At 73.7% G+C, this 14,384-nt stretch carries 13 protein-coding genes; 11 read left to right on the forward strand and 2 right to left on the reverse strand.

What is annotated here, in order from left to right; genetic code table 11:
- Window positions 1–173 precede the first annotated feature (173 nt).
- From JX575_RS08740 to JX575_RS08750, 3 genes are all read left to right on the forward strand, one after another.
- Window positions 174–923, forward strand: coding sequence for a 5-oxoprolinase subunit PxpA (locus tag JX575_RS08740; RefSeq protein WP_186342040.1), 750 nt, complete (start codon window positions 174–176; stop codon window positions 921–923).
- A 462-nt stretch (window positions 924–1,385) separates the two neighbouring features.
- Window positions 1,386–1,979 carry an allophanate hydrolase subunit 1 gene (locus JX575_RS08745; protein WP_186342041.1) on the forward strand — a complete coding sequence of 198 codons (594 nt, stop codon included), beginning with the start codon at window positions 1,386–1,388 and terminating at the stop codon, window positions 1,977–1,979.
- A complete protein-coding gene (locus JX575_RS08750; RefSeq protein WP_186342042.1) occupies window positions 1,976–2,821 on the forward strand; it encodes a biotin-dependent carboxyltransferase family protein in 846 nt (281 codons plus the stop codon). Before JX575_RS08745 ends, JX575_RS08750 begins: the two co-directional genes overlap by 4 nt.
- Window positions 2,822–3,277: 456 nt before the next feature.
- Here the strand turns inward: JX575_RS08750 and JX575_RS08755 are convergent, their stop codons facing one another.
- Window positions 3,278–4,579: a DNA polymerase IV gene (locus JX575_RS08755; RefSeq protein WP_186342043.1), complete on the reverse strand. Its 1,302-nt coding sequence runs from the start codon at window positions 4,577–4,579 to the stop codon at window positions 3,278–3,280.
- 206 nt (window positions 4,580–4,785) lie between these two features.
- Between JX575_RS08755 and JX575_RS08760 the strand changes: the two genes are divergently transcribed.
- Window positions 4,786–5,772: a DUF4192 domain-containing protein gene (locus JX575_RS08760; protein ID WP_186342044.1), complete on the forward strand. Its 987-nt coding sequence runs from the start codon at window positions 4,786–4,788 to the stop codon at window positions 5,770–5,772.
- A gap of 53 nt (window positions 5,773–5,825) precedes the next feature.
- Window positions 5,826–7,289 carry a glutamate-cysteine ligase family protein gene (locus tag JX575_RS08765; protein ID WP_186342045.1) on the forward strand — a complete coding sequence of 488 codons (1,464 nt, stop codon included), beginning with the start codon at window positions 5,826–5,828 and terminating at the stop codon, window positions 7,287–7,289.
- Window positions 7,290–7,331: 42 nt separating this feature from the next.
- Here the strand turns inward: JX575_RS08765 and JX575_RS08770 are convergent, their stop codons facing one another.
- Window positions 7,332–7,811 carry a hypothetical protein gene (locus JX575_RS08770; protein WP_186342046.1) on the reverse strand — a complete coding sequence of 160 codons (480 nt, stop codon included), beginning with the start codon at window positions 7,809–7,811 and terminating at the stop codon, window positions 7,332–7,334.
- Between the two features lie 186 nt (window positions 7,812–7,997).
- On the opposite strand from JX575_RS08770, the gene JX575_RS08775 reads away from it, so the two are divergent.
- The 6 genes from JX575_RS08775 to JX575_RS08800 all read left to right on the forward strand — a co-directional run bounded on the left by JX575_RS08775 (window position 7,998) and on the right by JX575_RS08800 (window position 14,340).
- Complete coding sequence (locus tag JX575_RS08775) at window positions 7,998–8,399, forward strand: universal stress protein (protein ID WP_186342047.1); 402 nt, start codon at window positions 7,998–8,000, stop codon at window positions 8,397–8,399.
- Between the two features lie 39 nt (window positions 8,400–8,438).
- Window positions 8,439–9,017 carry an HhH-GPD-type base excision DNA repair protein gene (locus JX575_RS08780; protein ID WP_186342048.1) on the forward strand — a complete coding sequence of 193 codons (579 nt, stop codon included), beginning with the start codon at window positions 8,439–8,441 and terminating at the stop codon, window positions 9,015–9,017.
- 128 nt (window positions 9,018–9,145) lie between these two features.
- The gene (locus JX575_RS08785; protein WP_206054567.1) at window positions 9,146–10,639 is read left to right on the forward strand and encodes an RNA polymerase sigma factor; all 1,494 of its coding nucleotides are present in this window, start codon (window positions 9,146–9,148) and stop codon (window positions 10,637–10,639) included.
- 152 nt (window positions 10,640–10,791) lie between these two features.
- Window positions 10,792–12,366, forward strand: coding sequence for a DASS family sodium-coupled anion symporter (locus tag JX575_RS08790; protein ID WP_206054568.1), 1,575 nt, complete (start codon window positions 10,792–10,794; stop codon window positions 12,364–12,366).
- A gap of 91 nt (window positions 12,367–12,457) precedes the next feature.
- Window positions 12,458–13,741, forward strand: coding sequence for a hypothetical protein (locus JX575_RS08795; protein WP_186342050.1), 1,284 nt, complete (start codon window positions 12,458–12,460; stop codon window positions 13,739–13,741).
- Window positions 13,738–14,340 (forward strand): TetR/AcrR family transcriptional regulator, encoded by a 603-nt coding sequence (locus tag JX575_RS08800; protein WP_186342051.1) that lies wholly within the window; start codon window positions 13,738–13,740, stop codon window positions 14,338–14,340. Before JX575_RS08795 ends, JX575_RS08800 begins: the two co-directional genes overlap by 4 nt.
- Window positions 14,341–14,384 lie beyond the last annotated feature (44 nt).

Consider the following 14,384-nt stretch of genomic DNA (forward strand, 5'->3'; position numbering starts at 1 on the left):
TGCTCCCGTGCGACCACCCCGTGTCGCACATCTGATCCAACGCCTGTGTCCGTCGCGGGATTCCCCACCGGATCCGGTGCCTTCATCTGGCTTGACGAGTCAGTACCCACTCGAGTTGCACGATCCACCAACTCTCAGGGACTTCTCAGGGGTCGTCCGGGGAGACTGGGCCCATGCCGGCCCCCGACGACTCCCACGCGGTCGACCCTCACGCCGTCGACCCCTTCGCGGTGGACCTCAACGCCGACCTCGGCGAGGAGGTCACCGACGACGAAGGGCTGCTCGCCCTGGTCACCAGCGCCAACGTCGCGTGCGGCTTCCACGCCGGCACCCGCGCCACGATGCGGGCGGTGTGCGCGGGTGCGGTCCGGCGGGGCGTGGCGGTCGGCGCCCAGGTGTCGTACGCCGACCGCGCGGGCTTCGGCCGCGTGGAGCTGGACGTGGCCGGCGACGTGCTGCGCGAGCAGGTGGCCGAGCAGGTGGGCGTCCTGACCGAGCTCGCGGCGGCCGAGGGGACAGCCGTGTCCTACCTCAAGCCGCACGGCGCGCTCTACCACCGGGTCGCCCGCGACGAGGAGCAGGCGGCCGCCGTGCTGGACGGCTCGGGCCGGCTGCCGGTGCTCGGGATGCCCGGCTCGCTCCTGCTGGCTATGGCGCAGCGCCGCGGCCGCGGGGTGCGGCACGAGGGCTTCCCCGACCGCGGCTACACCGCCGACGGCGGGCTGCTCGCGCGCGACCGGCCGGGCGCGCTGGTGAGCGATCCCGACCAGGTGGCGATGCGCGCCGTCGAGCTCGCCGCCACGGTGCACTCGGTCTGCGTCCACGGCGACTCGCCGGGGGCGGTGCGGACCGCGGCGGCCGTCCGGCGTTCGCTCGAGCTGGCGGGCCTGTCCGTCGCCACCTGCTGGCCGTCCACAGGCTGAGCCCGTCCCTGTGGAGGAGAGGGGCTGTGATGTGGATCACGGGATGACTTCTGTGGGCAACCCTGTGGGACCGCGGGTTTGTCGCTCGAAAGCCTTGCGGGACGCCCGCCGCACCACGTAGAACTCTGCCTACCGACACCGCTCCGGCGGGGTCGGGGATCGGATCGGACGAACAGCTCCAGACGGCGACTTGCTCGCCGCGCAGGCCCGGTGGCGGGGACTGTGGGGGCCGGGAGGCCGGTTCGGTGGATCGGACGTCACCACCCCGATCACATTGAGGGGCTCCTGGTGCTCATACCACCGGGAGCCCCTCACCTGTGTGCGCCCAGCGCACCGGGATCCGTCTCCATGATGCCCCAGCGTTCCAGCCGCGTTCCAGCCGCGTTCCGGCGGCGTTCCGGCCCGTCGGCCGGCGGCGGGAACAGGCCCGGGAGCGCGGCGCCCCGGTGCACAATGGCCGCCGTGAGGGTCATCGACGTCGGCGCCCGCGCCTGCCTGGTCGAGGTGCAGGACGCGGTGGCCGCCGCCGCTCTCGCCACCTGGGTGCGGCGCTCGGGGCTGCGGGTCGACGAGGTCGTCCCGGCCGCCGCGACCGTGCTGCTCGACGGTGTCGACCCGCAGGCGGTGCGCGAGGTGCTGCCCGCGTGGTCGAGCGACGGGTCCGCGGACGAGGGCCCGCTCGTGCGGGTGCCGGTGCGCTACGACGGTCCCGACCTCGCCCGCGTGGCGGAGCACTGGGGCTGCACGAGCGCCGAGGTGGTGGACCTCCACACCTCGCTCGAGCTGACGGCGGCCTTCTGCGGCTTCGCGCCGGGCTTCGCCTACCTCGCCGGGCTGCCCGCCGAGCGCGCCGTGCCGCGGCTGGAGTCGCCGCGGGCCCGAGTGCCCGCCGGCGCGGTCGGCCTCGCCGACGCCTGGTGCGGGGTCTATCCCGCGGCATCGCCCGGCGGCTGGCTGCTCATCGGCACGACCGACGCCGCGCTGTGGGACGTCCGACGCGACCCGCCGGCGCTCCTGGCCCCGGGCACCCGCGTGCGGTTCGAGGCCGTCGGGTGAGCGGCGTCGAGGTCGTCGATCCCGGCCCGCTGTCCACGCTGCAGGACCGGGGGAGGTGTGGGTGGGCCCACCTCGGCGTCCCCCGAGCGGGCGCGCTGGACCGCGGCGCCGCGGCGCTGGCCCGGCGCCTGGTCGGCGGGCTTCCCGATGACGCGGTCGTCGAGACGACGGTGGGCGGGGTGGTGCTGCGGCCGCTGCGCGCGGTGACCCTGGCGGTCACCGGCGCGACGTGCGCCGTGCGGGTCGGGGGCAGGGCGGTAGAGCACGGCGCGGCGGTCACGGCGCCGGAGGGTGCGCTGGTCACCGTGGGACCGGCCACGACGGGCGTCCGGTCCTACGTCGCCTTCTCCGGCGGTCTCGTGGTCGACGCGGTGCTCGGGTCGCGGTCCACCGACACCCTCGCCTGGATCGGTCCGCCCCGGCTCGCCGCCGGCGACGTGCTCGCACTGGGGACCCCCGGGCGGCTGCCGCTGCCGCCGCCCGCGGTCGTCGTACGCCCGCGCGAGCCGGTGCTGCGCCTGCGGCGCGGGCCGCGGGCCGACTGGCTCGACGCGCGCGGATGGGCCCACCTCGACGGGGCGACGTACGCGGTCGCCGCCGACAGCGACCGCGTCGGCCTCCGGCTCACGGGGCCGCGGCTGGCCCGGCGGGCGGGCGAGGTCGCGAGCGAGGGCATCGTGCTCGGGTCGGTGCAGCTGCCGCCGTCGGGCCAGCCCGTGGTGTTCCTGGCCGACCACCCCACGACCGGGGGCTACCCGGTCGTCGCGACGGTCGACGACGACGACCTCGACGGGTGCGCCCAGCTGCGCCCCGGCGACGAGGTGCTGGTCCGCGTCGTGTGAGGGGGCTCACGGGGCCGGCGGCCGGACGACGTCGCCGCGCGCCAGGGCGAACGGAAGCCGGTCGAAGATGATCCGCAGCTGGGTGATGCGGCCGTCGAGCACCAGGTGGAGCTCGGCGGCGGGGGCGCTGGCGACGGCCGGAGTCGCGGTGTCGGAGGGTCGAGTGGGCGCGTCCTGACCGCCGAACAGGGTCGAGTGGGCGCGTCCTGACCGCCGAACAGGGTCGAGTGGGCGCGTCCTGACCGCCGAACAGGGTCGAGTCGGCGCGTCCTGACCCTCGACTCGACGCGCTGGGTATGTCAGGACGGGCCGACTCGACGGGCTGGGCGTGTCAGGACGGGTCGACTCGACGGGCTGGGCGTGTCAGGACGGGCCGACTCGACGGGCTGGGCGTGTCAGGACGGGCCGACTCGACGGGCTGGGCGTGTCAGGACGGGCCGACTCGGCCGGCGGGACTCAGTCCTCGGGCGGCGGCTCGAGGCGACGCAGCGCCGGGTCGTCGACCCGGAAGCTGCGCACCGGCCCCGGGGGAGTGTCGGCGGTCTCGAAGCGGACGGTCACCACCCCGGCGCCGGAGCCCCACACCCACCCGGCGCCCATCTCGTCGTGCACCACGTCCGCGCCGGGGGGCCACGTGCGCCGCGGCGGCTCGGGCAGCACGATCTCGGCCTCGTCCTCCTCCTCGGCCTCCCCGAAGAGGTCCTCCTGCACCCAGTCGGCGAGACCGGACACGCCGACGCCGAGCAGGCGCACGCCGCCGGTCGTGTCGAGGTCGGCCAGCAGCGCGCGGGCCACCCGGGCGATGGTGCCGGCGTCGTCGGTCGGGCTGGGGAGGGTGCTCGACCGGCTGAGCGTGGTGAAGTCGTGCAGCCGTGCCTTGATCGTCACGGTGCGCCCGCTGTAGCCGCTCTTGCGCATGCGAGCGCCCACCTCGCGGGCCTGCCGGGTCAGCAGTCCCTCCATCAGCCGGCGGTCGGTGAGGTCGGAGTCGTAGGTGCTCTCCACGCTGATCGACTTGGCCTCCCGCTCGGCGACCACCGGCCGCGAGTCCTGGGCCCGGGCGAGCTGCCACAGGCCGTGGCCCTGGGCCTGCCCGAGCAGCCGGACGAGCTCGTCCTCGGTCACCGCCTCGAGCTCTGCGACGGTGTGGATGCCCGCGCGGCGCAGCCGCTCGGCCGTGGCCGGCCCGACGCCCGGGATGACCTTGACCCGCATCGGGCGGAGCAGGTCGAGCTCGGTGCCGGGCGGGACCACGGTCATGCCGTCGGGCTTGTCGAGCTCGCTGGCCACCTTGGCGAGGAACTTCGACGATGCGATGCCCACCGTCGCCGTCAGCCCGCCCGTCACCTCCTGCACGCGCCGCCGCAGCTCGGCGCCGGCCTCGGTGACGGTGGCGACCTCGAGGTCGGGGAGGTCGGCGGCCGCGAGGTCGACGAAGGCCTCGTCCAGCGACAGCGGCTCGACCAGCGGGGACAGCTCCCGCAGCACCTGCATCACCCGTCGGCTGGTGTCGCGGTAGGCGTGGAAGCGCCCGCTGAGGAACGCGGCGTGGGGGCACCGGGCCCTGGCCTCGCGCGTGGACATCGCCGACCCCACGCCGTACCTGCGAGCCTCGTAGGACGCGGTGGACACCACGCCCCGCCCGCCGGTGCCGCCGACGACGACGGGCTTGCCGCGCAGCGAGGGCTTGTCGCGCTGCTCGACCGCGGCGAAGAACGCGTCCAGGTCGAGGTGCAGGATCGACGCGGTGCCGCGCATCAGCCGGTGCGGCCCGAGGCGGAGGACTGCGTCACGCCGCCATCCTCCCGCATCCCGGTCGGCGTCCCCGTCACCGCCGCCCCCTCCTCCCGAACGGCACGAGGGCTGGCCGCCAGTCGTCCACAGGTCCGCCGGATCCGCCGTCGTCCACAGCGCCGCGCGCCGGAGGGCGTGGACGGTCGGTGCCGGCGGGAAGCGTCCTCGGCATGGAACCCCTCGAGCCCGTCCCTCCGTCAGCCCTCGCCCCGGGCGCCGCCCCCATGCGCGCGCGCACCCCCGAGGACATCGTCGCCTTCGTGCCCCTCGCGCTCGGCTTCGTGCCCCAGCGCTCCGCGGTGGTGGTGAGCGTCGGCCCGGGCGGGATGCATGCCCGCGTCGACCTGCCGCACGACCCCGACGACGTCGACGACGTCGTGGAGGCGCTCCTGCGTGCCGCCCGGCTCAACGACGTCCGCGAGGTCGTCGCCGTGGTCTACGACGACGACACGACCGTCGCCGACGAGGCCGCCTGGTCGCTCCACGACGAGTTCACCGCCGCCGGCATCGGCGTGCGCGAGGTGCTGCGCGTCCACGACGACCACTGGTACGCCGTGCTGCCGGGCGCCCCGCTCGCCGCCTACCAGGGCGTGCCGTTCGCCCGCTCCGAGCACCCGTTCACGGCCCGGTCGGTCTTCGAGGGCCGGGTCACCCACGCCAGCCGCGACGCCCTGCGCGCCACGCTCGCCCCCGACCCCGCCGCGGCTCGCCGCACCGACACCCACCTCCGGGGGGCGGTGCCGCTGCCCGAGGGCGCCCTCGGCGGCCTGGTGCGTCGTCACGTCCGGGCCGGCACCACGCTGTCGGCCGCGGAGCTCGCCTCTGTGGCGGCGAGCGTCCGCGTCGGTGCCCGCCGCGATGAGGCGTGGGTGTGGCTCGACCGGTCGACGGCCCGCCCGGCGGTGGAGCTGTGGTCCGACGCGGTGCGACGGCTGCCGACGTCGCACGTCGCGGGCCCCGCCGCGGTGCTGGCGTTCGCCGCGTGGCTCTCCGGCGACGGCGCCCTCGCGTGGTGCGCGGTCGACCGGTGCCGCGAGGTCGAGGAGGCGCACTCCCTCGCCGGGCTGGTGGCCCAGCTCCTCGAGGCGGCCACGCCGCCCGACGCCTGGGCGGCCCTGCGCCCGTCGCTCGGCGCGAGCGGCGACCCGGCGGCGTGAGCCCAGCCCTCGGGACGGTGTCCACCGGGCAGCCGCGTGGTTAGGGTGCCGCCATGGGTGAAGAGGTCGCGCAGCAGGAGTTCAGCCGGGCCGACCGGACGCGGCACCGCGAGAAGGTGCGTCGCAACCTCGACGTGTTCGCGCGGATGCTCCGCGAGTCGGCGTTCGACACCGACGACCCGATGACGGGTCTCGAGATGGAGCTCAACCTCATCGACGAGGTGGGCGACCCGGCGCTGAAGAACGCCGAGGTCCTCGAGGCCATCGCCGACCCCGACTTCCAGACCGAGCTCGGCCAGTTCAACATCGAGATCAACGTGGCGCCGGCCAAGCTGCGCGAGGGCGGGCTCTCGGAGTTCGAGGCGAGCCTGCGCCGCTCCCTCAACGACGCCGAGGAGAAGGGCGCCGAGGTGGGCGCCCAGCAGGTGATGATCGGCATCCTCCCGACGCTCGCCGAGGGCCACATGACCGTCTCGTCACTCAGCTCCAACCCGCGCTACAAGCTCCTGTCCGAGCAGATCCTCGCCGCGCGTGGCGAGGACATCACGATCAGCATCTCCGGCAGGGAGCGGCTCACCACGACGGCCGACTCGATCGTGCCCGAGGCGGCGTGCACCAGCACCCAGTTCCACGTGCAGACCTCACCCGACCAGTTCGCCGCCTACTGGAACGCCGCCCAGGCGATCGCCGGCGTGCAGCTCGCGGTGTCGGCCAACTCTCCCTACCTCCTCGGCAAGGAGCTGTGGCGCGAGACGCGCATCCCGCTGTTCGAGCAGGCGACCGACACCCGCAGCGAGGAGCTCAAGGCGCAGGGGGTGCGGCCGCGGGTGTGGTTCGGCGAGCGGTGGATCACCTCGGTGTTCGACCTCTTCGAGGAGAACGTCCGCTACTTCCCGGCGCTGCTGCCCGTCACCGACGAGGAGGACCCGCTCGAGGTGCTCGAGTCGGGCGGCACGCCCGCCCTCCACGAGCTCAAGCTCCACAACGGCACCGTCTACCGCTGGAACCGTCCCGTCTACGACATCTCGCTGGGCATGCCGCACCTCCGCGTCGAGAACCGGCTGCTCGCCGCCGGGCCGACGGTCGCCGACACCATCGCCAACGCGGCGCTGTGGTTCGGCCTGGTGCGCTACCTCGTCGAGAGCGAGCGCCCGCTGTGGTCGCAGATGTCCTTCTCCGCGGCCGAGGAGAACTTCCACGTCGCGGCCCAGATGGGCGTCGACGCGCAGGTCTACTGGCCGGGCCTGGGACAGGTCCGCGCCACGGAGCTCATGCTGCGCCGGCTGCTGCCGATGGCGCGCGCGGGCCTCGAGTCGTGGGGCGTGCCCACCGAGGAGAGCGACCGCTACCTCGGCATCATCGAGCAGCGCTGCCAGACCGAGGCGAGCGGCGCGGGCTGGTTCGTCGACCGGGTGCGCGCCCGCGGGGGCCCCGACCGCTTCGACGCGCTGCGGGCGACCCTGCTCGACTACCGCGACCGAATGCACAGCAACGAGCCCGTGCACACCTGGGACTGACCCGGGACCGACCTCGCGCGCAGCACGGGGGAGTGCGGGTGCTCAGCGGGCGCCGGGGCGCGGGCGCAGGCGACGCCACTCGCGGCGCACGTCGCTCACCGGGTCGAACCACCCGCGCCGGGTCACCACCACCAGGCCCACCGGCAGGCCCAGGGCCCGCGCGGCCCACGCGGCGGGACCGAGCCAGCGCAGGTCGTCGTCGTGCGGCGAGAGCTCGCCGGGACGGGTCAGCCACAGCAGCGGCCGGGGGGCCAGCGACGTCGCGGTGCGCAGCAGGGCGAGGACGACGTCGGCGCGCGCCCCGGCGTCGGCGACCGGAGGGTCCTCGACGTGGCGGGCCGAGCGCCCCGGGACGCCGGCGTGGATCGCGGGCGGGAACCGGCGTCGGGTCTCACCCTCGACGAGCTCGAGGGTGGCGGCGCGCAGGACGTCGTGGGTCCACCGCTCGACCGGGGCGTGCACCGCCGCCAGCACGGGCGGCTGGGCCGCGGGCGGTGCGCCGACCCGGGGACCGACCGGCATGCGTACCGGGCTCGCCGGAGGGGTCGCGGGGCCTGTCGCGGGAGGGGGCGGGGGCACGCGCCCAGCGTGCCCCAGTGAGCGGTTCGCGACCCACCCCTCCACAGGCTGCGTAAGACCTGTGGTTTCCGTTACGGTGCCACCAGGCCAACGGCGAGGCGCTGTGGCCACGAGAAGAGGAGAGACACCATGGGCACCGTCGTCGTCGGATACGTCCCCAAGCCGGAGGGCGAGGCCGCCCTCGCCGCCGGGATCAACGAGGCGAAGCTGCGCGGCAGCAAGCTCGTGGTGGTGAACTCCCACCGGGGTGGCCAGGACTTCGACGGGTCGGCCGCCCGCGCCGCCGAGGACGAGCTCACCGGGATCGAGAAGCAGCTCCAGGACAGCGGCGTCGACCACGAGGTCCGCCAGCTGGTGCGCGGCTTCGAGCCGGCCGAGGACCTGATCAGCATCGCCGAGGCCAACGGCGCCGAGCTGCTCGTCATCGGCCTGCGCCGCCGCTCGCCCGTGGGCAAGCTCATCCTCGGCAGCAACGCCCAGCGCGTCCTGCTCGACGCCCCGTGCCCCGTCCTGGCGGTCAAGGCCACGTAGCCCGCGCGAGGCGGTCACGACGTCGGGCACAATCGCCCCATGGGCTTCCAGATCACCGGCGACCCCGCCGCCGACAAGGTTCTCGACGACTCCGCGTTCGCGCTGCTCGTGGGCATGATGCTCGATCAGCAGTACCCGATGGAGCACGCGTTCCGCGGCCCGGCGAAGGTGCTCGACCGCTTCGGCAGCGTGGACCCCGAGGCGATCGCGGCCGCCGACCCGGAGGAGTTCGCGGCGATGGCTGCGACGCCGCCGGCCATCCACCGCTTCCCGGGCTCGATGGCGGCCCGGCTCCAGGAGCTGGCCCGCATCGTGGAGGAGACCTACGGCGGGGACGCCTCGCGACTGTGGACCGAGGCCGCGGACGGCAAGGACCTGCTCAAGCGCGTGATGGCGCTGCCGGGCTTCGGCAAGCAGAAGGCGCAGATCTTCGTCGCACTGCTGGCCAAGCAGCTGGGAGTGCGCCCCGAGGGCTGGGAGGCCGCCGTCGGCGACTACGCGCTCGACGGCCACCGCTCGGTCGCGGACGTCGTCGACGCCGAGTCGCTGCAGAAGGTGCGCGACCACAAGAAGGCCGCGAAGGCGGCCGCGAAGTCCGCCCCGAAGGTCTCCGGCTGAGCGCAGCCGGGCGCCGACACGCGCGGTGGTGCGACCGGTGGTTGGTCCTCAGGAGGGCCGTGGCACAATTACGGCGCGGCTCTTGACGTCACCGGGCCTCGCCGCGCCCCGAAGCTGTTTGACGAGAGGTGTTCGTGTCCTCACACGCACGCAAGTTGCTCCCCGCCGAGGTGCTCACGCACCCCTCCATCGCCGCACTCCTGGCCGGTGCCACCCCAGCGGGCACCGTGTCCCCCGAGGACGTCCGGCGAGCCAGTGAGGAGGCCGGGGTCGAGCCTCGGCACCTGAAGGCGCTGCTGGTGCATCTCAGCGGTCTCGGGATCTCGGTCCAGATCGACGCGGAGGGCACTCGCGCGGTCGCCGCGACCAGCAAGCGTGCCGCCACCTCGTCGGCGGCCAAGAAGGCGCCCGCCAAGAGCGCGGCGGCGAAGAAGGCCGCGCCGAAGAGCGCCGCCAAGAGCGCCGCCCCGGCCAAGAAGGGTGCGGCCAAGAAGGCCGCCGCGGCCCCGGCCGACGAGGTCGTCGACCTCGGTGCCGTCGAGCCCGTCGTGGTCGGACCGGACGGCAAGAAGGTGCTCCCGGACATCCCCGACGACCAGTTCGAGAAGGACGTCGTCGCCGACCCGACCATCAAGGAGGACGAGAAGCAGGCCTTCACGGTCTCCGCGGCGGACGAGACCGACGAGCCGGAGCAGCAGGTCATGGTGGCCGGCGCCACCGCCGACCCGGTCAAGGACTACCTCAAGCAGATCGGCAAGGTCCCGCTGCTCAACGCCGAGATGGAGGTCGAGCTCGCCAAGCGCATCGAGGCCGGGCTGTTCTCGGAGGAGAAGCTCGCCAAGGGCGGCCGGATCAGCCCGAAGATGCTCGAGGAGTACGAGTGGATCGCCGAGGACGGTCGCCGGGCGAAGAACCACCTGCTCGAGGCCAACCTCCGTCTGGTCGTCTCGCTCGCCAAGCGCTACACCGGGCGCGGCATGCTCTTCCTCGACCTCATCCAGGAGGGCAACCTCGGCCTGATCCGTGCGGTCGAGAAGTTCGACTACACCAAGGGCTACAAGTTCTCGACCTACGCGACGTGGTGGATCCGCCAGGCGATCACCCGCGCGATGGCCGACCAGGCCCGCACCATCCGCATCCCGGTGCACATGGTCGAGGTCATCAACAAGCTCGCCCGCGTCCAGCGCCAGATGCTCCAGGACCTGGGCCGCGAGCCCACTCCGGAGGAGCTGGCCAAGGAGCTCGACATGACCCCCGAGAAGGTCATCGAGGTCCAGAAGTACGGCCGCGAGCCGATCTCGCTGCACACGCCGCTCGGCGAGGACGGCGACTCGGAGTTCGGTGACCTGATCGAGGACTCCGAGGCGATCGTCCCGGCCGACGCGGTGTCGTTCACGCTCCTGCAGGAGCAGCTGCACGCCGTCCTCGACACGCTCTCCGAGCGCGAGGCGGGTGTCGTGTCGATGCGGTTCGGCCTCACCGACGGCCAGCCCAAGACGCTCGACGAGATCGGCAAGGTCTACGGCGTGACCCGCGAGCGGATCCGCCAGATCGAGTCGAAGACGATGTCGAAGCTGCGTCACCCCAGCCGCTCGCAGGTGCTGCGCGACTACCTGGACTGATCGACCACCGGTCGTCTGGACGACCTGACGACGACGGCCCGGATCCCCGCGGATCCGGGCCGTCGTCGCGTCCGCGGGGGCGACCGGTTGGGGTGTGGACGGGCCCGTCGGCGATGGCTAGCGTCTGGGCCTTCCGACCCGAGGAGCCCGCCGTGTCCGACCACGCCCGCCCCGCGACGTACCGCACCCTCGACGAGGTCGAGGAGACGCTCAGCCCGGCCGAGCAGCGCTTCGAGCGGCTGCGGCGCACGTCGGGCCTGGCCATCGGCCCGGTCGTCGCCGTCGTGGTCTACCTGATCTGCTCCGGCCTCGACGAGCCGGCCCAGAAGCTCGCCGGGATCCTCAGCCTGGTGATCGTGTGGTGGATGACCGAGGCGATCCCGATCCCGGTCACCGCGATGCTCGCGATGGCGGCGTGCGTCCTGCTGGGCGTCGCCCCGGCCGAGGATGTCTTCGCCCTCTTCGGCAACTCCACGATCTTCGTCTTCATCGGTGGCTTCGTGCTGGCCGAGGCGATGCGCAAGCACGGCCTGGACCAGCGGTTCGCCTACGGGGTGCTGAGCATCCCCGGTGTCGCATCCTCCACGGTGCGGGTCGTGGTCGCCTTCGGCCTGATCAGCGCGGGCCTGAGCGCGTTCGTGTCCAACACCGCCAGCGCCGCGATGCTGATGCCGATCGCGATGGGGATCATCGGCTTCCTGGCCGGGCGCGTGTCGGCGCAGTCCGACGAGGACGCCGACCCCGACGACGTACGCCGGCTTCGGTTCTCGACCGCGCTGCTGCTGATGGTGGCCTACGGCGCCAGCGTCGGCGGCCTGCTGACGCCGGTCGGCAGCCCGCCCAACCTCATCGGTCGCGAGCTGATCACCCAGGAGACCGGCGAGGAGATCCCGTTCTTCACCTGGATGCTGCTCGCCTTCCCCATCGTGGCGCTGATGTTCGTCGCGCTCTGCATCGTGCTGCTGCGGCTCAACAAGCCCGAGACCAAGCGGATCGAGGGTGCCGAGCAGTTCATTCGCGAGCAGCGCGCCAACCTCGGCCCCATGGGCCGGGGCGGGCGCAACACGCTCATCGCGTTCGCGGTCACGGTGACGCTCTGGATCCTGCCCGGCTTCGTGGCGCTCCTGACCGGCGGCGAGGGCTCGTTCTACGAGTCCGTGTCGGCGCACCTGCAGGAGGGGGCGGTCGCCATCCTCGGCGCCAGCCTGCTCTTCCTGCTGCCCGTCGACTGGCCGCGGCGGCAGTTCACCATCACCTGGAACGACGCGTCGCGCATCGACTGGGGCACCATCGTGCTCTTCGGCTCCGGCATCGCACTCGGCGGCCTGCTGGGATCGACGGGCCTGGCGGAGTCGATGGGCACCGGGCTGAGCGACCTGCTCGGGGTCAGCTCGTTGCTGTCGATCACGCTCCTGTCGACCGTCATCGCGGTCGTCATCAGCGAGACGACGAGCAACACCGCCAGCGTGGGCGTGGTGGCGCCGATCGCGATCCAGCTCGCGCTCGCCGCCGACGTCAACCCGTCGATCCCGGCGCTCGCCGCGGTCTTCGGCGCGTCCTACGGGTTCATGCTGCCCGTGTCGACGCCGCCCAACGCGATCGTCTACGGCACCGGGCTGGTCCCGATCACCCGGATGGTGCGCTCGGGCATCGTCTTCGACATCATCGGCATCGTGATCATCGTCGCCGGCGTCACCACGATGGCCAACGTCCTCGGCATCGGCTGAGGCCCACCCACGGCCACCCTTGACGGGAGCCGTGGACGGGCGCACGATCGAGAACGCGAATCCTCTTTCGCGTTCCTCTCGGGAGGCCCCCATGCTCGGACGTGGTGCTCGTACGCTGACCTCGCTCGCCGGGGCGCTGCTCGTGGCCGCGGCGACCGCCGCCGGCACGCTGGCGCTCGCGCCGTCGGCCTCGGCCGACCCGCTGCCGCCGACCGCGGTGGCGATGGGCGACAGCTTCATCAGCGGTGAGGGGGCGGGCGGCTACGTCGCGGTGACCGACCAGAACGGCGTGGCGCAGGGCTTCCCCGGGTGGGCGTCGCCGAACAGCAACCCCTACTTCTGCCACCGCTCGGCCAACGCGTCCATCCAGGTCGCCGACCTGCCGGGCATCTCGCGCCGGGTCAACCTCGCGTGCTCGGGGGCGCAGCCCGCCGACATGGCCGCGGCGTCGAGCGCGCGCCCAGCGGGACGTACGGTCGCCGCCCAGATCGCGCAGCTGCGGACGGTCGCGCAGACCGGCGACATCGACCTCGTGCTCCTGGGACTGGGGTCCAACAACAGCCAGTTCACCTTCGGCGGCGTCGCCGCGGAGTGCGCGGGCCGCTTCGTCGCCGACGGCTACACCGGCTGGTGGGAGGTGTGGATCCACTTCATCAACTGGGTGACCGGGGAGGAGCTCAACGAGCGCGCGTGCAGCGACGCCGACTTCGCGACCGCGGCCCAGCTCGCCGCGGCGCGCGCCGAGACCACCGCGGCCGTGCGCCAGGTGCTCGACGTGCTCGACGAGGTGGACGCCGACGGCGACCACCGGGTCGTGCTGCAGGACTACACCAACCCGCTCCCGCCGGCGTACGCCGAGCAGTACCGCACCGAGGACGGGCGCAGCGACACCCGCGACAAGTACCGCGCCCTGGTGGACGAGCGCTACGCCGCGGGATGTCCCGCGGACATCGACTCGCTGGCTCCCGCCCACCGGTTCAGCCAGAACCTCGGCAGCCTCGTCGGCGGCGTCGCCGCCACGTTGCGGGCCGAGCGACCCGCCGCGAAGATCACCTACCTCAACGTGCAGCGCGCCTTCGACGGGGCGCGGCTGTGCGAGGCACCGGGCAGCCCCGGCAACTCCCTCGCGACGCCCCTGCGGGTGATGGACGGCCCGAGCGGTGTCCACGTGCAGAGCTTCGGGCCCTACGACAAGCTCGACATCAAGCGGGTCACCGACACCTGCTCCGACTACTACCAGACCTGCCAGGAGTCGTGGCACCCCAACGCGGCCGGGCACCGCGCGCTCGGCCAGTGCCTGCGCGGGGCGTGGTTGGCCGCCCGCGCGTCGGTGACCTGCACGCGCGCCTCGTCGGGCGTCATCACCACGCAGTGACCCGCGCCCGGCGCGACCCCCAGCAGCACCGCTCCCGGGAGACCGTCGACCGCATCCTGCGGGCGGCCGACGAGGAGGTCGGCGAGCGCGGGGTGGCCCTGTCCAGCACCACCCGGATCGCGGCGCGCGCCGGCCTGTCGGTGGGCGCGCTCTACCGGTTCTTCCCCGACCTCGACGCGATCGTGGGCGCCCTCGCCGCGCGCTACCTCGAGGCGGCCACCCGGGCGTACGCCGACGCGGTGGCCCAGATGGCGTCCCTCGACGACCTCGGACCCGTGCTCGGCGAGCTGCTCCGACGCGCGGCCGCCCTCCAGCTGAAGCATCCCGGCTACTACCGCCTCACCGAGGAGGTCAGTCCCGAGCGCGTCGACTCGCCCGCCCACGTCGTGCGCGAGCAGCTGGTCGACGAGTTCGCCCGCGCCCTCCGCGGTGCAGGGGTCACCACGCCCGACCCGGAGCTGCGCGAGGTGCTGGGGCTCTGCATCGAGACCGTGCGGCACGCCCTCGCCCGCCACCCCGCCGGCGACCCGGCCCGCGACCCGCTCCTCGCCGAGCTCCAGCTGATGATCGCGGCCTACCTCGCGGCCCGCCTGCGTTGAGCGCACGGCAGGCCGGGGTGGGCGGGTGCTGGCAGGGTGGACCC

It is taken from the genome of Nocardioides sp. zg-1228, assembly GCF_017086465.1.
Taxonomy (GTDB): domain Bacteria; phylum Actinomycetota; class Actinomycetes; order Propionibacteriales; family Nocardioidaceae; genus Nocardioides.